The 17,462-nt window shown below is 57.6% G+C and carries 17 protein-coding genes; 9 read left to right on the forward strand and 8 right to left on the reverse strand.

The genetic code is table 11. The annotated features are described in order from the left end of the window. Positions 1 to 4: 4 nt before the first annotated feature. The 5 genes from nuoN (at position 5) to KIN_RS14370 (ending at position 5,548) form a co-directional block, all read left to right on the forward strand. Entirely contained in the window at positions 5 to 1,444 is a 1,440-nt protein-coding gene (nuoN, locus tag KIN_RS14350) for an NADH-quinone oxidoreductase subunit NuoN (protein WP_159808287.1), read from the forward strand. After that, a complete protein-coding gene (locus tag KIN_RS14355; protein ID WP_243144935.1) occupies positions 1,434 to 2,186 on the forward strand; it encodes a biotin--[acetyl-CoA-carboxylase] ligase in 753 nt (250 codons plus the stop codon). The genes nuoN and KIN_RS14355 overlap by 11 nt, the downstream gene beginning before the upstream one ends. 385 nt (positions 2,187 to 2,571) lie before the next feature. After that, positions 2,572 to 3,345 (forward strand): type III pantothenate kinase, encoded by a 774-nt coding sequence (locus KIN_RS14360; RefSeq protein ID WP_159808289.1) that lies wholly within the window; start codon positions 2,572 to 2,574, stop codon positions 3,343 to 3,345. Beyond that, on the forward strand, positions 3,345 to 5,009 hold the full coding sequence (locus KIN_RS14365; RefSeq protein ID WP_159808291.1) for a ribonuclease J: 1,665 nt from the start codon (positions 3,345 to 3,347) through the stop codon (positions 5,007 to 5,009). Before KIN_RS14360 ends, KIN_RS14365 begins: the two co-directional genes overlap by 1 nt. A gap of 5 nt (positions 5,010 to 5,014) precedes the next feature. Continuing rightward, positions 5,015 to 5,548, forward strand: coding sequence for a GNAT family N-acetyltransferase (locus KIN_RS14370; protein ID WP_159808293.1), 534 nt, complete (start codon positions 5,015 to 5,017; stop codon positions 5,546 to 5,548). A 105-nt stretch (positions 5,549 to 5,653) separates the two neighbouring features. On the opposite strand, the gene KIN_RS14375 is transcribed toward KIN_RS14370, so the two are convergent. After that, positions 5,654 to 6,028 carry an ankyrin repeat domain-containing protein gene (locus KIN_RS14375; RefSeq protein WP_159808295.1) on the reverse strand — a complete coding sequence of 125 codons (375 nt, stop codon included), beginning with the start codon at positions 6,026 to 6,028 and terminating at the stop codon, positions 5,654 to 5,656. A 68-nt stretch (positions 6,029 to 6,096) separates the two neighbouring features. Next, a complete protein-coding gene (locus KIN_RS14380; RefSeq protein ID WP_159808297.1) occupies positions 6,097 to 7,533 on the reverse strand; it encodes a DEAD/DEAH box helicase in 1,437 nt (478 codons plus the stop codon). Between the two features lie 217 nt (positions 7,534 to 7,750). Here KIN_RS14380 and KIN_RS14385 point away from each other — a divergent pair, with 217 nt between their 5' ends. After that, positions 7,751 to 8,176: an OsmC family protein gene (locus KIN_RS14385; protein WP_159808299.1), complete on the forward strand. Its 426-nt coding sequence runs from the start codon at positions 7,751 to 7,753 to the stop codon at positions 8,174 to 8,176. Between the two features lies 1 nt (position 8,177). On the opposite strand, the gene KIN_RS14390 is transcribed toward KIN_RS14385, so the two are convergent. The 5 genes from KIN_RS14390 to KIN_RS14410 form a co-directional block, all read right to left on the reverse strand. After that, the gene (locus tag KIN_RS14390; RefSeq protein WP_159808301.1) at positions 8,178 to 9,671 is read right to left on the reverse strand and encodes a tetratricopeptide repeat protein; all 1,494 of its coding nucleotides are present in this window, start codon (positions 9,669 to 9,671) and stop codon (positions 8,178 to 8,180) included. A 122-nt stretch (positions 9,672 to 9,793) separates the two neighbouring features. After that, positions 9,794 to 10,846, reverse strand: coding sequence for a VWA domain-containing protein (locus tag KIN_RS14395; protein WP_159808303.1), 1,053 nt, complete (start codon positions 10,844 to 10,846; stop codon positions 9,794 to 9,796). A gap of 261 nt (positions 10,847 to 11,107) precedes the next feature. Continuing rightward, the gene (locus KIN_RS14400) at positions 11,108 to 11,584 is read right to left on the reverse strand and encodes a hypothetical protein (RefSeq protein WP_159808305.1); all 477 of its coding nucleotides are present in this window, start codon (positions 11,582 to 11,584) and stop codon (positions 11,108 to 11,110) included. Beyond that, on the reverse strand, positions 11,581 to 13,188 hold the full coding sequence (locus KIN_RS14405; protein ID WP_159808307.1) for a peptide chain release factor 3: 1,608 nt from the start codon (positions 13,186 to 13,188) through the stop codon (positions 11,581 to 11,583). The genes KIN_RS14400 and KIN_RS14405 overlap by 4 nt, the downstream gene beginning before the upstream one ends. Positions 13,189 to 13,293: 105 nt before the next feature. Then, a complete protein-coding gene (locus tag KIN_RS14410; RefSeq protein WP_159808309.1) occupies positions 13,294 to 13,791 on the reverse strand; it encodes a lactoylglutathione lyase family protein in 498 nt (165 codons plus the stop codon). Positions 13,792 to 14,003: 212 nt separating this feature from the next. Here KIN_RS14410 and KIN_RS14415 point away from each other — a divergent pair, with 212 nt between their 5' ends. Continuing rightward, on the forward strand, positions 14,004 to 14,372 hold the full coding sequence (locus KIN_RS14415; protein WP_159808311.1) for a nuclear transport factor 2 family protein: 369 nt from the start codon (positions 14,004 to 14,006) through the stop codon (positions 14,370 to 14,372). A 79-nt stretch (positions 14,373 to 14,451) separates the two neighbouring features. Next, positions 14,452 to 15,231 carry an SDR family oxidoreductase gene (locus KIN_RS14420; protein WP_159808313.1) on the forward strand — a complete coding sequence of 260 codons (780 nt, stop codon included), beginning with the start codon at positions 14,452 to 14,454 and terminating at the stop codon, positions 15,229 to 15,231. 64 nt (positions 15,232 to 15,295) lie between these two features. Here the strand turns inward: KIN_RS14420 and KIN_RS14425 are convergent, their stop codons facing one another. After that, positions 15,296 to 15,880, reverse strand: a complete 585-nt coding sequence (locus tag KIN_RS14425; protein ID WP_159808315.1) for a chemotaxis protein CheB — start codon at positions 15,878 to 15,880, stop codon at positions 15,296 to 15,298. A gap of 169 nt (positions 15,881 to 16,049) precedes the next feature. Here KIN_RS14425 and KIN_RS14430 point away from each other — a divergent pair, with 169 nt between their 5' ends. After that, positions 16,050 to 17,417 carry an SLC5/6 family protein gene (locus tag KIN_RS14430; protein ID WP_159808317.1) on the forward strand — a complete coding sequence of 456 codons (1,368 nt, stop codon included), beginning with the start codon at positions 16,050 to 16,052 and terminating at the stop codon, positions 17,415 to 17,417. Positions 17,418 to 17,462: the final 45 nt, after the last annotated feature.

Raw genomic sequence — 17,462 nt, forward strand, 5'->3', positions numbered from 1 at the left:
ACCTATGATACAGGCTGATCTTTCCATCGTCTTGCCCGAGGTGATCCTCGCAGTCTTCGCTATGGCGGCCCTGATGGGGGCGGTTTACACCGGCAAGGACAAAACTGCGCCAATCGTTCTTTGGGCGACCTCGGTCGTGTTCGTCCTTTTGGCCGCATGGATCGGCCTGACGGGCGAAGGGATCAACACGGCCTTTGGCGGTGCATTTATTGACGACGCGTTCTCACGGTTTGCGAAGGTGACGATCCTTCTGTCGGCCGCCGCGATCCTGATCCTCAGTCAGGACTTCATGACGCGGCATGATCTCTTCCGGTTCGAGTACCCGATCCTTGTGGCGCTTGCGGTCGTTGGCATGATGATGATGGTCAGCGCTGGCGATCTGATGGCGCTTTACATGGGGTTGGAGCTTCAGTCTCTGTCCCTTTATGTCGTGGCCTCTCTGCGGCGCGACAGTGTCCGGTCCACAGAGGCTGGCCTGAAATACTTCGTTCTAGGGGCGCTCTCCTCCGGTATGCTGCTTTACGGGGCCTCGTTGGTCTACGGCTATGCGGGGACAACGCTGTTTTCGGGCATCGTCACCACGGCGACCGAGGGCGATGTCTCGCTTGGCTTGCTCTTCGGTCTGGTCTTCGTGATCGCAGGTCTCGCCTTTAAAGTGTCCGCCGCCCCGTTCCACATGTGGACACCAGATGTTTACGAGGGCTCACCCACGCCGATCACCGCGTTCTTTGCGACCGCGCCCAAGGTCGCTGCCATGGCCCTTTTTGCGCGGGTAGCTCACGATGCGTTCGGCGGGGCCGTTTCCGATTGGAGCCAGATCGTAGCCTTCCTGTCTGTCGCCTCCATGTTTCTGGGTGCGGTTGCGGCCATCGGACAACGCGACATCAAACGGCTGATGGCCTACTCATCCATTGCGCATATGGGCTTTGCCCTGATGGGGCTCGCGGCAGGTACCGCGGAAGGCGTGCAGGCGATGCTGATCTACATGGCCATCTACGTGGTCATGAACATTGGAACCTTTGCTTTCATCCTGTCGATGGAGCGGGACGGCGAGCCGGTGACCGATATCGACAGCCTACAGAATTATTCCAAATACCAGCCGGGCCGGGCGCTTGCGATGTTGGTTCTGATGTTCAGCCTTGCGGGCATTCCGCCGCTGGTTGGATTTTTCGGTAAGTTCTACGTGCTCAAGGCCGCAGTCGACGCGAATATGGTCTGGCTCGCCGTTGCCGGTGTAATCGCCAGCGTGATAGGTGCGTTCTACTATTTGCGGATCATCTACTTCATGTATTTCGGCGAAGACCGGGATGCGTTGGACAGTTCCATGCCGTTGGCCGGGTGGGCGATGCTGATGGGATCGGCGACCGTAATGGTCGTAGGCGTGATCAACCTCTTCGGGATCGAAGGTCTTGCGCTTGTTGCGGCGGGTGCCCTTGTCAACTAAGGGCGATCTTTGGCCCGAGGGGTATGACTGCATCATTCTCGATAGTGTGGACAGCACAAATGCGGAGGCCGCTCGGATCGCGGGCGACCTGAAACGTCCCACCTGGATCTTGGCCAAAACCCAGACCGCCGCCCGCGGACGTCAGGGGCGGCACTGGGAAAACCCGGTCGGCAATCTGGCGGCGACTTTGGTTATGCGGCCGGGCGGGCAGGCGCAGGAAGCCGCGCTTAGGTCCTTCTTTGCCTCCAATGCTTTGTTCGAAACGCTTGCTCTCTATGTGGACCGGACCCGATTAGGATTAAAATGGCCCAATGATGTCTTACTGAATGGCGGAAAAGTCGCGGGCATTCTTCTGGAAAGCATGGGAACGGCGCAGGGGCTGGACTGGTTGGCGGTGGGCATCGGGGTGAATCTGCTGCACAAACCCGACGGCGTGCGCGATGCCGCGTTTCCGCCGGTTGCGCTGTTTGATGAAGGTGGCGCTGCGGTGGAACCCGATATCTTCCTCAACGCATTGGCGGCAAACTTCGCCACGGAAGAGGCCATATACGCCGAAATGGGCTTCGATATGATCCGGGATAACTGGTTGAAGCGCGCTGCCCGGCTGGGCGAGGTGATCACTGCCCGCACATCGCGCGATGAGATCACGGGCGTGTTCGAAACTGTTGATGCATATGGCAACCTGATCTTGCGTACCAAGGACGGCATGGTTCCCGTTCCGGCAGCGGACATTTATTTCTAACATCCCATGCAAGATGATCCGGCCGTTTGTTTCCGAGCGCCGGGTTTCATCTGGTCTCTGGCTTTTGGAAAAGGCGGCACCGCCCATGTTCAGTGTCAGCGGTTGCAGCGCAGATCTGTCTAACCTGCCCCATCCTTATTCACCGGTGCGTGTTGGATGTCTGTGCGTTGGCCGGGGTGCCAGACCCGCCCTCTCGGACGGCAACCGCATCTCATTGCCTTGGTATACCGGGGGCGAGTTCTACGGCCCACAGGTTGAAGGTCCGTTACCCGGGCATGCGGTGCCTCGTCCGCCAAAACACGCTGAATTTTCCAGTGTTCAGAAGGCTTTGACGGCATGAACGCTGCGGTATAGAGACGAGGCTCAGGGACAAGATGGGGCGCCCATGCTGCTTGCGATCGATTGCGGAAACACCAACACGGTCTTTTCCATCTGGGACGGAACCCGGTTTCTGGCGACGTGGCGCACTTCGACAGAGCACCAACGGACGGCGGATCAATACTATGTCTGGCTGTCTAGCCTGATGAAATTTCAGAAGATGGAGGTCGAGATCACGGAAGTGATCGTGTCCTCCACCGTGCCGCGCGTGGTTTTCAACCTGCGCGTTTTTGCGGATCGCTATTTCAATACCCGGCCCATCGTGGTGGGCAAGGAAGGCTGCATCCTGCCCGTGGACGTACGCGTCGACACTGGCACTCAAGTGGGGCCGGATCGTCTGGTGAACACGGTCGCTGGGTTCGATCTCTATGGTGGCGACCTGATCATCGTGGATTTTGGGACGGCGACGACCTTTGACGTGGTCGACACGGATGGGGCCTATATCGGCGGAGTGATTGCGCCCGGCGTGAACCTCAGCCTTGAGGCGTTGCACCAGGCTGCGGCGGCGCTGCCCCACGTGGACATCACCAAGCCGCAAGCTGTGATCGGCACCAATACGGTGGCCTGCATGCAGTCGGGTGTCTTCTGGGGTTATATCGGCCTGATCAAAGAGGTCTGCGCCCGCATTCAGGGCGAACATGGGCGACCGATGAAGGTCATTTCGACCGGGGGGCTTGCCCCGTTGTTTCAGCAGGCCGAGGCGCTATTTGATGAATTCAACGATGATCTGACCATGCATGGGCTGGTTGTCATTAACAAATACAACAGAGAAAGAAACTGATGGCAGGCGAGCGATTGGTCTACCTGCCCCTTGGCGGGGCGGGCGAAGTTGGTATGAACATGTATCTCTATGGCTACGGCCGGAAGGGATCGGAGCGCTTTATTCTGGTCGATATGGGCGTGACGTTCCCCGATATGGACAGCACACCGGGGGTGGATTTGATCTTCCCCGATATCGAGTGGATCGCAGACCGGGCGGATCAGTTGGATGCCATCTTCATCACCCATGCGCATGAAGATCACGTGGGCGCGGTTGGTCATCTCTACGAACGGTTGAAAGCGCCGATCTACGCCCGGAAGTTCACGGCCCATATTGCCCGGCTGAAGATGGAGGAGCACGGCTACGACGGCTCCGAGATTGAGACCATCGGCGCTATGCCCGAGCAGGTCAAAGCGGGACCCTTCACCGTCGGATTTCAGCCCATCAGCCACTCCATCCCCGAAAGCAGCGCGCTGATCATCGACACGCCGGACGGCCGCGTGGTTCACACGGGCGACTTCAAGATCGACGAAACACCCATTCTGGGGGAGCCTTTCGATCGTCAGGCTTGGGGCGATCTTGGTCCCGTGAAAGCGCTGGTTTGCGACTCAACGAATGTCTTTTCCATGCATCCCGGCCGGTCCGAAGTGACCGTAGGACCGAATATCGAGAAAATCGTTGCCGAGGCCCAAGGCATGGTCGTGGCGACAACCTTCGCGTCCAACATCGCGCGGGTCAAAACACTGGCCGATGCCGGTATTGCCGCCGGGCGGTCTATCGTGCTGCTGGGCCGGGCCATGAAACGGATGATCGAAGCGGGTGTGGCCACAGGGGTCATCACCGAATTTCCCTCGACCGTTTCCCCGGAAGAGGCGCGCGACATTCCCCGTGCCAATTTGATGTTGCTGGCGACAGGCTCGCAAGGGGAGCGACGCGCGGCGTCAGCGCAGTTGTCCCGTGGCAAGTATCAAGGTCTGAGCCTGAAGGAAGGGGATTTGTTTCTCTTTTCATCAAAGACTATTCCCGGCAATGAAACGTCTGTCGGGCGGATTGTGAACGCGCTCAGTGAGATGGGTGTGGACGTGATCGACGACAAACTCGCCGACATCCATGTTTCGGGCCATGCGAACCGCCCCGATCTTCAAGAGATGCACGCGCTGGTGAAGCCACAATTCCTGATCCCTATGCACGGGGAGCACCGGATGCTGCGTGAACACGCAAAATTGGGCGAGGCCGGTGGTATCGCGTCGGTCGTGGCCCCGAATGGTACGATGGTGTCCCTGTCCGGCAATCGCCCGGAAGTTGTGGAGTTTGTGGACACGGGCCGCCTCTATCTTGACGGCTCGGTTCAAGTCGGCGCGCTGGACGGTGTTGTCCGCGACCGCATTCGCATGGCGCTCAACGGGTCTGTCGTCGTGGGTGTTCTGATTGACGAAGAAGATGAACCCCTGTCCGATGCGTGGGTCGAGTTGCGCGGGTTGCCCGAAACCGGACGATCAAAGGCACCGCTGGCCGACGTGCTGGAAGAAGAGGTCGGTCAATTCCTGGGCCGTGCAAACCGTAAGACGGTCATGGATGACGCCAAACTGGAAGAGCAGATCTCCCGCATCGTGCGCCAGAGCAGCAATGACGAAATCGGCAAGAAGCCGGAGGTCACAGTGCTGATCAGCCGACTGGCGGTCTGACACGAATGGCTGGGGTTACGATCCGCAATTCTGTGCGTGACGACGTCGTGGGCATTTTGCGGATCTACAGCCATGAAGTCCTCCACGGACTTGCCACCTTTGAAGAAGTGCCGCCGGCAGAGGACGAGATGGCCGAGCGGCGTGCAAGTATTCTTGATCTGGGGCTTCCCTATTTAGTTGCAGAGCAGGGCGGGCATGTCGTCGGTTACGCTTACGCGGGCAGGTACCGCACGCGTCCGGCATACCGCTACTCCATTGAGAACTCTGTGTATATCGACCGAGATTTTCGGGGGCAGGGCCTCGGAAGATTACTGCTCTCTGAACTGATCGCGCAATCTGAACGTGGATCATGGCGGCAGATGGTTGCAGTGATCGGCGATAGCCAGAATGTTGGATCTATCCGCCTGCACGAACAAATGGGATTTCGCCATATAGGGACTTTGGAAAAGGTCGGTTTCAAGCTCGGGCAATGGGTCGATACTGTGATCATGCAAAAAGCGCTGTGCGCGGATCAGGCGGCTTCACCGGACGAGGGATAACGAAAGGTTACTCAACGGCTCTACCAAAGGTCTACGCTTTCAGGGCTTGAAGGGAGCCGTCCACCTAGTCTTTGCGCAGGCCGCCTCGATCTCCCTCTGTCCAAATCACCTATCGGTAAAGAAGCGGGCGACGTCACCGCCTTGCGCGATCGCCAGGTCTTTGGGCGATTGGCCAAGTTCAGATTTGAACATGCTGTCTGCCCCCGCGTCGATCAGAGCTTCAATAACGGACAGATTTTGTTTTTTCACAGCGATATGCAGCGGTGTTTCTCCCATGTCGCCTGCAGCGTTCACGTCTGCGCCTGCCTTGATAAGCTCAAGCGCGGCGTATGCGTTCTCTTGCCATAGCATCACATGAAGCGGCGTGTCGCCGTCCGGACGCCTGCTGTCTATCTTGACGGGGTGGGCTGGAAAAAAGCTATCCGCGCAGCTTGCAAGAATGTCCTCCAGAGTGGCACGGTTTTTGAGTTTTTTGGACATCTAACCGCCTTCAATACCGATGGAACTCGTGGCCGGAATACCATCCCAGCTGGCGTAAGCGCTAAGGTTCAGCTCGCCGCGCGACGTTCCTCAAAGCTTTGAGCGATGAATTGGGGCAGATGATCGCCAAGACCCACCACCTTTTCTCCGCCATCATCTGATTTACGGCCCCGACCACGTCCGCCGCGAGTCCGGCGCGGTTTGTCTTCACGCATTTGGCTGGGCTTTGGCACCGGCTTTGTGTCAGTGGGTTCTTCCGCGGCTTCGGCCTTATCCTCGTTCGCCTGCTCAACCACTTCTTCATTCGGAGCAGCTTTCCGGCGGCTGCGTTTCGGCTTCTCTTCGACCTTTTCGGGTTTTGGCATTTCAGTTTCCCCACGGGGAATGGCCTTCTCGATCAGCCCTTCGATCGCCGCCAGCAGCTTGTCATCCTTCGGCGTCGAGATCATCATTGCCTTGCCCGAGCGGCCCGCCCGGCCTGTCCGACCAATGCGGTGAACGTAGTCCTCGGAATGAGACGGAACGTCGAAGTTGAACACATGGCTCACGTTTGGAATGTCCAGACCGCGGGCTGCCACGTCAGATGCGACAAGGAAGCGAATGTCCCCGTCACGAAATCCGTCGAGTGTTTTTGTCCGATGGGACTGGTCCAGATCGCCGTGAATAGGCTCGGCATCGTGGCCATGGCGCTTGAGCGATTTTGCGACAATATCCACGTCGACTTTCCGGTTGCAGAAGATGATCCCGTTGGTGACGGCCTCGCCTTCTTTGTCGATCAGATAACGCAAGAAATCGCGTTTCTTTTTCGCTGTTTCCCGACCAGCGCCAGCGATTTCGAAAACCTCCTGGGCTATCGTCTCGGATGCGGTTGCCTGGCGCGCCACCTCGACCCGTTGGGGGTTTGACAAAAACGTATTGGTGATCCGCTCAATCTCGGGCGCCATGGTGGCCGAGAAAAACAGTGTTTGGCGGGTAAACGGCGTCAATTGGAAAATCCGCTCGATGTCGGGGATGAACCCCATATCCAGCATCCGGTCGGCTTCATCGACAACCATGATCTGCACACCGGTCAGCAACAGCTTGCCGCGTTCGAAATGGTCCAGAAGGCGGCCCGGCGTTGCAATCAGGACATCCACGCCACGGTCGATCAGGGCGTCTTGTTCCTTAAAGCTGACGCCGCCAATAAGCAGCGCCTTGGTCAGCTTGGTGTATTTGGCGTATGTATCGAAATTCTCCGCAACCTGCGCGGCCAGTTCCCGCGTCGGTGCCAGCACCAGCGACCTCGGCATCCGCGCGCGCGCGCGTCCGCGGTTCAGCAAGGTTATCATTGGTAACGTGAAGCTGGCTGTCTTGCCGGTGCCGGTCTGGGCAATCCCCAAAACGTCACGTCCTTCGCAGGCATGGGGGATGGCGCCCGCCTGGATCGGTGTCGGCTCGGTATATCCGGCCTCATCAATGGCTTTGAGAACTTTAGTATGGAGTTTAAGGTCTGAAAATTTTGTCATGCGTGTCCAAGATTGCGAACGGCCTGGCAGCGGCCTAATCCGAGTATATTGGGACGCAGATTCCAACGCGTCCCTGCGTCTGACCTGAAACCGTTTGTTTCGGGTGCTTTCACATAGACGACGGTAGCTGTGGCGTCAACAAAGCCTGCCAATCCGTCGCAGGGAACTCACCTCAGCTCTGCTGCGTTTTTCCACCAACCAAGGAGAGGAGATCGAAATGACTGTAAACACAGGATCAGCGATTTGGCGCGGCGGGCTGAAGGATGGCAAAGGCAACATCTCTGCAAAGAGCGGCGTACTGGAGAACGTGCCGTACGGGTTCGCGAAGCGGTTTGAGGGCGAGGCGGGTACAAACCCCGAAGAGCTGATCGGCGCGGCCCACGCGAGTTGTTTTTCCATGGCCCTGTCAATGGTGCTGGGCGAGCACAATCTGACAGCTGATGAGATCAAAACCAGCGCGGATGTCACACTGGAACAAGTTGATGGTGGGTTCGCGGTCACCAAATCTCACTTGACGGTCACCGCGCGAATCCCAGGCGCGTCCGAGGACGCATTCGCAGAGGCTGCCAAGACGGCCAAGGAAAACTGTCCGATCTCAAAACTGCTCAACGCGGACATTACGATGGATGCGTCGTTGGACTAGATTATCCGCCCTGCTGCATGCGGGTGCGCGCGTCTTCTGCTTGAGATCCAGACAATCCTAAGGCCAACGATTTTTCGAGTAGATCGCGCCCTCTGCTGCTTTCACCGGCAGATATCAAGATAACGCCGAGGCGGTATGCGGGCAGGGCCGCTTTTGGCGCTTTAGCATGGAGGCTCTCGTAAATGCTCTGGGCGGCTTCTATGTTGCCAGCGCGGTATTGAGCTAGCCCCAAAGTATCTTCTACCGCTTGGTGCGCGGCTTGAGGTGCAAGGTTCAGGGCAGACTGCGCGTAACGCACTGCTTCTTGGGGTTCATCGTCAGTGAGCAGATAGGCCAAATTGTTCAACGCGGTCCAATTCGTAGGATCTAGCGCTACCGCAGCACGGTAGTCGGTGATCGCTGCCTCCGAACCGCCTGCTTTCTCAAACACGATTCCGCGCCAAAGATGATCCGCTGCGTCCGGTTTTCCAGCCTCGACCAACCTGTTGGCGTATGTCAGGGCCTCATCCAAACTTTCCATACGATAGTTTGCGAGGCTTGCGCCTTTCAGAAGCGCCTTGTTCTCGGGGTCATGTTCTAGTCCGGCTTCGTAGTGTCCGACTGCCTCGTCGTATCGCCCGAGCGCACCCATCAGGTTCCCGTATTCGAAAAAGACTGCCGCATTTTTCGGAAATGCGATGAGAGCACGTTGCAAGAGGTCCTCGGCTTCGGTCATCTCGCCATCAGTCAGGTGAAAACGCGCACGCCGGACCAGTGCATCACTGCTTGTGCCGCGTGCGACAAGACGATCTAGAAGGGCGATGCCCGCCTCGCGGTTGCCGTTTGCGACTTCGCCGCGGGCCATCACTTCCAGAACTACGTCAGGAGCGTCCGGCGCATCGGCCCACGGGGTCATCAGCTCGAGTGCGCGATCTACGTTCTGGGTTTCAATATGCAACAAAGCGAGGTCGGGTTTAACGCCGAGATAGCGCTCTTGCGTTCCGGAAATACCGGTCTCGTAATGACGAATGGCGTCCTCTGTGCGTCCCTCTGACTCTGCAATTTTCCCCATATACTGATTTGCACGTCGATCTCTAGGGTCACGCAAAAGTGCGGCTTCAAAGTTGTCGCGTGCGGCCCCTGTTTGACCAAGGGCCCAATGGACAAGGCCGGCATTGGTAAAGACAGATGGGCTGGTCGGCTGAAGCCGCTTTGCAATATCGAAAGCGGCAAGACTTTCTTCGATTCGACCCAGCTTGCCGAGAGCGAGACCTTGTATTTCGTAGGCGGGCCCTGTTTTCATGCCGCCGGCAATCAGAGCATTGATTTTATCGAGCGCGACTTCGGCACGGCCCTGACGTATGTCGTCCGTTATTCTCGAGAGTTCCGCAGTCCCAATTTGACCGGGTAAGCTAAGCTCGTTCTCCAGTTCAAATTCGCTCGTTGCCGCATTGATTGCTGATGCGGCCATCAAGCACGCCGCTATCGCGGCCGATTTGAACAAAAGGATCTGCATCTCCGGCTCCCGTGGTTCTGAAGTCTACGATAATTTTAGGATGATAGTCTGTCTAATTAAAATGGCCTTAATGAAAAAGGGGTGACCGGAGCCACCCCTTTCCTGTGTTTCAGCAGCAAAGCTTACTTCTTGCGACGGCTCATGAAGCCGCCGAATGCCAGCGCGCCAGCGAGAAGCGGCAGCGAGGCAGGCAGGGGCACAACCGGTGTGCCGCCTGTCACTGTGATGCTGTCATCTTCGAATGCAACTGCGCCACCATCGATCAGCGCCGCGATTTGGAAGTCGCAGGTGCCTGGCGTTGCGCCTGTAAATGTTACGTCGAATGTGAAATCACGGGACGTTTCCCGATCGAAATCACCCGCGTAGCCTTCGCTGATATCCACATCGACACAGCTGCTGTCGCCCGACAACGCAAGGTCGACGGTGGAGTATGTGTCGAAGGTTGTATCGATCGCATCAATGATCGCGTCTGCAACGCCTGCGCCGGACGATGCTACATCAAATATCTCACCGCCGGTTGCGTCAGTGATACGTGTGGCTTGCCCTGTGGAGTCCAATCTGCTGGAGTCCACAGCGTGCACGATGATGTCTTCTGCGGCAAGCGCGGCAAGCGCACCGGCTTCCGTGTAAGTTGTGCCATCGAAGATCCGCGGATCGTGACCGGGAGCATCTCCGAACCACACAACGATGCGGGTGGAGTCATCACGCCAAGCGGTATCTTCCGCAGTCAGCGTCAACCCTCCCATATTGAATTCCGGTTCGTCGTTACCGCCGCTTGCAAACAGCGAGTTGATACCAGTTTGCACATCTGCCGTGTCATCGGTGAGATCTGCAGCGACCCTGTAGGTCGTGCTATCGAAGATGTCGCGATACTCAGCTACGCCAAACTGGACATCGCCAAAGCCTGACAACTCGCTCAGAATAGCGGATGCGTTTGTGCGCACACTACCAATGACACCGCCCATTGAGCCGGTCGTGTCGACAAGGAACATAACATCAAGACGCGCGCTGTCTGGGCGACCTGCGTCGATTGTCACGGTTTTCTCTATCGTAGTGCTTTCGCCAACTTCCAGCGTTGCGCTGAAGCTTTCTGGATCGATAGAGTCCGCGGATGCTGAGAAGGCCGAAGCCGCTACAACAGCAGACGCCAACGCCATGGAACGAATATTATACATTTTACTCTCGCAAGTTGGGACTAACATAATGCTTAAGGCACCGTTAATTTTTGGCACTTTTCCGCCTAAAAGTAAACGCATTCGCCGTGAAAAGAACATAAAATACTTCTATATCTATGATTTAAATAGACTTTTTTGGTTCCATCAACATTATGTGTTTTTCGTAAAGATCCGCCCGGAGCATCAGTTTGACACCCTGCTGAACACTGTTTTCAGCGCTGAAACAGTCTAAAGGTTAAAAAAAATGGCTTACTATAGCCGTCAGTTGGCTTGTTCGGCTTGCGCCGCGATCAAACGTACAGTCTGAAATGTCTCTGGGTCTTCAACCAGATCCAATGTTCCAGCGACCGTGATCTCCGTGCCCGGTGCCATGTCCGGTAAGGGGGTTACGAGTTCGACTTCCAGGGTCGGACCGTAGCCGCCCGTGCCACAGAAAGGGCAATCCGCAGGGTCTTCCACCAGGAGGAATTGTGTGACGTAGGCTTGCGCTTGGACGGGCATATAATAGCCAGTGATCCGGAAATTTTCGGTCGACCGAAGCAACTCTTCGGGGAAGGTTTTCTCGGCGTGCCAGCTTGTAGGGGTTTCGACCTCTTTCACTTCAATCTGGCGCAACAGGTCCCACGCGGCCCATCCGGCCTCATCCGCCGTGGCAGACGCAGGCGAGACGGCGGCCGCAAGGCAAGCCGCAACCGCCGCCCGTTTCAATTGTCCGAACGCGTTAGCTGGTCGGATCACACCATCATCTCCTTCGTGGAGGAGAGCGTGATGTCGGGATAGTCCCGCTCGACCCGGTCGATGTCCCATTGCAGGCGGGTCAGGTAAACAACGTCGCCGTCATTGTCGTGGCTTATATGCTGTTTGTTGGCGGCAACGAATGCATCGACGGCCTCCTTCGAGCCGGTCACCCAGCGGGCTGAAGTAAATTGCGACGCTTCGAAGCGCACCGGCAAGCCGTACTCCAACTCGATCCGGCTGGCGAGCACTTCGAACTGCAGCGCACCGACGACACCCACGATGAAGCCCGAGCCGAAGGCCGGTTTGAACACCTTGGCGGCACCTTCCTCGGCAAACTGCATCAGCGCCTTTTCCAAGTGCTTGGACTTCAGGGGGTCGCCCGCACGGCAGGTTTGCAAGAGTTCCGGCGCAAAACTGGGGATTCCCGTTGCGCGCAGACCTTCGCCCTCGGTCAGAGTATCGCCGATCCGAAGCTGCCCGTGGTTGGGGATACCAATAATGTCACCGGCCCACGCCTCTTCCGCAAGCTCCCGGTCACTGGCCAGAAACAGAACGGGGTTCGATATTGCCATCGGCTTCTTCGACCGGACATGCGTCAGTTTCATGCCGCGTTTGAAATGCCCCGAAGCCATGCGCACAAAAGCCACACGGTCCCGGTGTTTGGGATCCATGTTGGCCTGCACCTTGAATACGAAGCCCGCGACTTTCTTTTCGTCCGGCGCGATTTGGCGCGGCTCTGCGGGTTGAGGTTGGGGAACGGGGCCGTATTCGGCAATGCCCTGCATAAGCTCCTGTACCCCGAAGGAGTTGATGGCCGATCCAAACCAGATCGGTGTCAACGTCCCGTCCAAAAGGGCCTGATGGTCGAGCGGTGGCAAGAGCTCTTTCGCCATCTCGACCTCTTCGAGGAATTTGCTCAAGAGTTCTGCGGGCACGTGTTCGGCGAGTTTCGGATCATCTAGACCGTTGATCTGGATGCTTTCGGCGACCTTGTTTCGGTCTGCCCGGTCCATCAGTTCAAGCCTGTCGCGCAAAAGATCGTAGCATCCAAGGAAGTCCCGCCCGACCCCGATGGGCCAAGAGGCCGGCGTAACGTCAATCGCGAGGTTTTCTTGAATTTCGTCAATGATCTCGAACGTATCGCGGCTTTCGCGGTCCATTTTGTTGCAAAAGGTCAAGATTGGAAGGTCACGCAAACGGCACACTTCGAAGAGTTTTTGGGTCTGGCTCTCCACCCCCTTGGCCCCGTCGATCACCATGACCGCCGCATCGACAGCGGTCAGGGTGCGGTAAGTGTCTTCCGAGAAATCAGAGTGGCCGGGTGTGTCGACGAGGTTGAACCGATACTTGCCGAAATCAAAGGACATGGCAGAGGCAGAGACCGAGATGCCGCGATCTTTCTCCATCTGCATGAAGTCCGATCGTGTGCGCCGCGCTTCCCCCTTCGCGCGCACCTGTCCTGCCATCTGGATTGCGCCGCCATAAAGAAGGAATTTCTCTGTGAGCGTCGTCTTGCCCGCATCGGGGTGCGAGATGATGGCAAAGGTCCGGCGCCGCGCGATCTCGGGCGGCAGCTCTGGCTGGTTGGAGGCACGGTCTAACATGGGACAGCATATAGAGACGGCCGCAGGGAAGGGGAAGTGGGCCCGCGCGGCACCCGACATCTATTTCGCCGGACCCGGTCCATCCTGCTGCGCGACAGCAGGTGCTTAGCTGTATGCGCCCGCGGAATAGGTCAGCTCGTAGGAATGGCTGTAAAGCTCAAACACGATGCCGAACGGGTCCTCCACATAGACCATGCGATAGGGCTTTTCGTTGGGGTAGTAGTACCGCACGGGCATCCTTTGCTTTCCACCCGCAGCCACAATCTTTTCCAAGAGCCCTTCAAGGTCCGGGTCCTGAATGCAGAAATGAAACGTGCCGGTCTGGCGAAAATCCATGTTGTTTTCCGGCGTGTGATTGCCATCGAACTGAAACAGTTCGATCCCAATGCGATCTGCCGTGGCCAGATGCGCGATCCGCAGCTTCTTCCAGTTCGATCCGAACACGTCGGTGCACATTGTTCCGATATCGCTGCCGTCTTCGATCACATCGGTTGGCGGCATGATGACGTAGAAGCCCAACACATCGGCATAGAATTTCATGGCGGCGTCGACATCCGGCACGGACAGTCCGATATGAGAAAAGGTTCTGGGGTATTGGGACATCAGTGTTCCTGAACATGGATCCGGACAGCGCGGTCTTGCATGTCACGAACTGCGGCCCACGCGGCTTGGGTCAAGGTGTTTTGCGAAAATGCCCATGCAAATGCCGCGCTCCGAACCGGAGCCGCCTGAAAAGGGAAAGGCTGCTGTCTTGTTTCTGTTAACCGACTCGGGCAATGTGAGAACATTAAGAGAACATATGTGGGAGAATGAAGATGGGTTTGAATGAGATTGCCAAGGAACTGGTCGCCGGGTGTCGTGAAGGTCGTGAAACGGAAAACCTCGACAAGCTGTATGCGCCCGACATCGTGTCGGTCGAAGCGCAGGATATGGGCGACGGTCGCGAGGCCAAAGGTATCGAGGCCATCAAAGGTAAGCATGCATGGTGGGACAGCACGTTTGAGGTGATTGACGCCAAGACGTCCGATCCGTTTCCCCATGGCGATGACAAGTTCGCCGTGATCTTCGAGGTGAAGGCGAAAAACAAAGAAAGCGGCGAAATCTCCGATATGAAGGAAATTGGTCTTTACCATGTGAACGGCGGCAAGATCGTCCGGGAAGAGTTCTTCTACGGCGCTGAGTGACGCGTCAGATCGCTAATGCCTTTTCCCGCGCGGATGCCGATGCTACCTCCGGTCTTATCATAGTACCGGAGGACGCAGAATGGATCTTGGAATAGCGGGAAAGACGGCACTGGTTGCGGCGTCCAGCAAAGGGTTGGGATTTGGCTGTGCCGAGGCTTTGGCAGCAGCGGGTGTCCATCTGGTGATGAACGCCCGGTCCGAGGGCCCCTTGCGCGATGCGGCGGCCCGGTTGCGGGACGCGCATGGCGTCGATGTAACAGAAGTTCCGGCCGACATTACCAGCGACGCTGGCCGAGCCGAGGTTTTGAGCGCCGCAGAGGATGCCGACATTCTGGTGACCAACGCAGGCGGTCCGCCCCCCGGCATGTGGCATGATTGGGAGCGTGAAGATTTCATCAAAGCGCTTGATGCAAACATGCTGACGCCCATCGAGCTGATGAAGGCGCTTTTGCCTAGTATGATGGACAAGGGGTGGGGGCGCGTGGTCAACATCACCTCCCAGTCCGTTAAAGCACCGATCGCCGTTCTGGGATTGTCAAATTCCGCGCGGGCCGGCTTGACCGGATACGTCGCTGGGACGGCCCGTCAGGTGGCCCCATCGGGTGTGACGATCAACAATCTATTGCCAGGCATCCATGCCACCGACCGCGCCATCGCTTTGGATTCTGGTGTGTCTGACAGTCAGGGTATCTCCATCGATGAGGCGAAGGCCCAGCGGGAGGCGACAATTCCCGCACGGCGCTATGGGACAAAGGAAGAGTTTGGGGCGGCTTGCGCGTTTTTATGCTCGCAACACGCGGGATTTATCGTGGGCCAGAACATTCTTTTGGACGGGGGCGGCGTAAACGCGACGCTCTGATCTGCGTCCTTATGTCAGCGCTGGCGAAAGAACCCGGACGTTCAACCAATCGGGACAAGCGGCGTCAGTTCTCTGACCGCCCGATGCGCTTGCTTAACCAACTACCCAAGTCGCTCGCGGACAGAATCTCTTTGGGGTGATCCATGTGAATGACCTTTAGAGGCATGCTGTCATACTCCGCATCCTCCGGATCCTGCACGACCGTGGTGCCGCCCATGTCGTAGATCACCTGTGCCCCCCGGACGCCGTCGTTCATCGTGCCTGACAATACAACGGCGATACCGTGTTTGCCGTGCTCTGCCGCCAGCGTCATGAATAAGGCATCGATTGAGGGCCTGAACCCAGAATCGCTCACCGCATCAGATAGGGTGAGGCGGCCTTCGCGGAAAAACGCGTGCTGACCGCCGGGGACCACGTAGATATGTCCGTTTCTCAGGCTGTCGCCATTCTGGATGCGCCTGACCGGCAGCGGGCTCTTTGTTTCCAGCACTTCTGCCAGTTTTGATTTTGGTCCGCTGTGAATGGCGATCACCACGGCGGCGTTCAGATCCTTCGGAAGATGCGCAATGAGATCCTTGACCGCGGCAAGCCCGCCTGCTGACGCCCCGATTGCCACAACATAGCCGTCGGTCGGTTTTGTCTCCGACATAAATGATCCAACTCCAATAATTAAGCCACGCTAGATGGGGTCCCCCTGTACTGCAAGCACCGTCTCCCTACCGTCACAATTGCGTTTCAGGCGAAATGGCAGGTCGCGCTGCGCTTTTGGGTTTGCTAGCAGGAACGGAACAATCTCTCGCCCACGGACTTTTCCCCTCATGCTCAGTACCACCATTGTCGGCCTCTTTGCCGCGTTCGTCATTGCTTCGTTTCTGGCAGCCCCGCGCCGGGCCACAGTGGAAGGGTTCTACTCAGGTCGCACAGACGGACGCGCGCCGGGCCTTTGGACGCTGGTCCTCAGCCAGGTGACCACTTGGATCTTTGCGCGGTCCCTCATGAATTCCGCGATCCTAGGCTACTATTATGGGATGCCCGGCACGCTGGCATATGCCGCCTACTACTTATCCTTTTTGACGGGCGGTTACATCGTGGGGCATCTCCGGCGAAGCGGTGCCGGGTCGGTGCAGGACTGGCTGGGTGTACGGTTCGGCAGCACGGGAAGGACCACCTATAACGCGGTGATCGCCCTGCGTCTGCTGAGCGAAGTCTTTGCCAACCTGCTGGTGGTCGGCATGATTTTCTCAGCTGTCATGCCCGAGATTGAAAGCGCGGGGACCATTTCCATTGTGGCTGTCGCGGCGCTTGGGCTTTCCTACTCCGCATGGGGCGGTCTCTCGGCGGCTCTGCGCACCGACGTTGTTCAGATGCTGGGCTTTCTCGGCATTTTCGGGTTCGCATTGGCGTTCCTGCTCCTCGATCCGAACTTCTCGATGGGCGCGGTTCTGACCGCCGAGGGCGTCAGCGGTACGCGGCCCGGTTGGATCCTTCTGGCTGTGGCGCTGTTGCAGGCGTTTTCTTATCCCGCACACGATCCGGTCATGATGGACCGCGGCTTTCTAGCGGACCCCAAAACGACGCGGTCGTCATTCATTCATGCGTTCTGGCTGTCCACACTTTGCATCATCGGTTTTGGTCTGTTTGGCGTTCAGGCGGCGGTGCTGGACCGGGACGCCGATCTGCTGGTCGCATGGCGCGTGATGTTCCCCGATTGGGTTTTCGTCGCGCTCATGGTGTCCTTGTTGGTCTCGGCCCTATCTACCCTCGACAGTGCGATGAGCTCTGCTGCACGCTTGTCGGTCGAGGAACTGCGCCTTGCACCGCGCAGCCTGAACGGCGGGCGCATTGCCATGGTCGTGTTCATGGTTCTGGGCGGGGCGCTCACCCTTTGGAACAACGCGACCCTGTTTGATGCCGTGGCCGTCAGTGGCACCGCGTCCATGTTCCTGACACCGGTGATGGTTGGCGTTTTCGTCTTCCGTTGGGATGTGCCGCTTTGGGCCTATCTGGTCAGCTTCGCGGCAGCCATCGTGGGTGCGGTTGTCTATTTCCTGCGGGCGTGGCCCACCTTGGCGCAGATTTTGCCGAGCGCACACAAGTATGAGCAGTTGCTTTGGATTTGCGTGCTGGTGCTGGTGATTGGCTTTGCCGCTGTCATCCTCGGGGCAAGGGTTGCCCGGAAGGGATGAGGCTGGTATCGCAGCCTCTGAGCTAATCTGATGGTTTTCATCGGA

Origin of the sequence: Litoreibacter roseus, from assembly GCF_009811795.1 — a bacterium.
GTDB lineage: Bacteria > Pseudomonadota > Alphaproteobacteria > Rhodobacterales > Rhodobacteraceae > Litoreibacter > Litoreibacter roseus.

Coding starts and splice junctions, on each gene's coding strand:
- KIN_RS14390 (WP_159808301.1), bottom strand. CDS start 9,671: ATGCAGATCCTTTTGTTCAAATCGGCCGCGATAGCGGCGTGCTTGATG.
- KIN_RS14410 (WP_159808309.1), bottom strand. CDS start 13,791: ATGTCCCAATACCCCAGAACCTTTTCTCATATCGGACTGTCCGTGCCG.
- nuoN (WP_159808287.1), top strand. CDS start 5: ATGATACAGGCTGATCTTTCCATCGTCTTGCCCGAGGTGATCCTCGCA.
- KIN_RS14360 (WP_159808289.1), top strand. CDS start 2,572: ATGCTGCTTGCGATCGATTGCGGAAACACCAACACGGTCTTTTCCATC.
- KIN_RS14380 (WP_159808297.1), bottom strand. CDS start 7,533: ATGACAAAATTTTCAGACCTTAAACTCCATACTAAAGTTCTCAAAGCC.
- KIN_RS14425 (WP_159808315.1), bottom strand. CDS start 15,880: ATGTCGGAGACAAAACCGACCGACGGCTATGTTGTGGCAATCGGGGCG.
- KIN_RS14405 (WP_159808307.1), bottom strand. CDS start 13,188: ATGTTAGACCGTGCCTCCAACCAGCCAGAGCTGCCGCCCGAGATCGCG.
- KIN_RS14375 (WP_159808295.1), bottom strand. CDS start 6,028: ATGTCCAAAAAACTCAAAAACCGTGCCACTCTGGAGGACATTCTTGCA.
- KIN_RS14385 (WP_159808299.1), top strand. CDS start 7,751: ATGACTGTAAACACAGGATCAGCGATTTGGCGCGGCGGGCTGAAGGAT.
- KIN_RS14430 (WP_159808317.1), top strand. CDS start 16,050: ATGCTCAGTACCACCATTGTCGGCCTCTTTGCCGCGTTCGTCATTGCT.
- KIN_RS14365 (WP_159808291.1), top strand. CDS start 3,345: ATGGCAGGCGAGCGATTGGTCTACCTGCCCCTTGGCGGGGCGGGCGAA.
- KIN_RS14395 (WP_159808303.1), bottom strand. CDS start 10,846: ATGTATAATATTCGTTCCATGGCGTTGGCGTCTGCTGTTGTAGCGGCT.
- KIN_RS14420 (WP_159808313.1), top strand. CDS start 14,452: ATGGATCTTGGAATAGCGGGAAAGACGGCACTGGTTGCGGCGTCCAGC.
- KIN_RS14370 (WP_159808293.1), top strand. CDS start 5,015: ATGGCTGGGGTTACGATCCGCAATTCTGTGCGTGACGACGTCGTGGGC.
- KIN_RS14415 (WP_159808311.1), top strand. CDS start 14,004: ATGGGTTTGAATGAGATTGCCAAGGAACTGGTCGCCGGGTGTCGTGAA.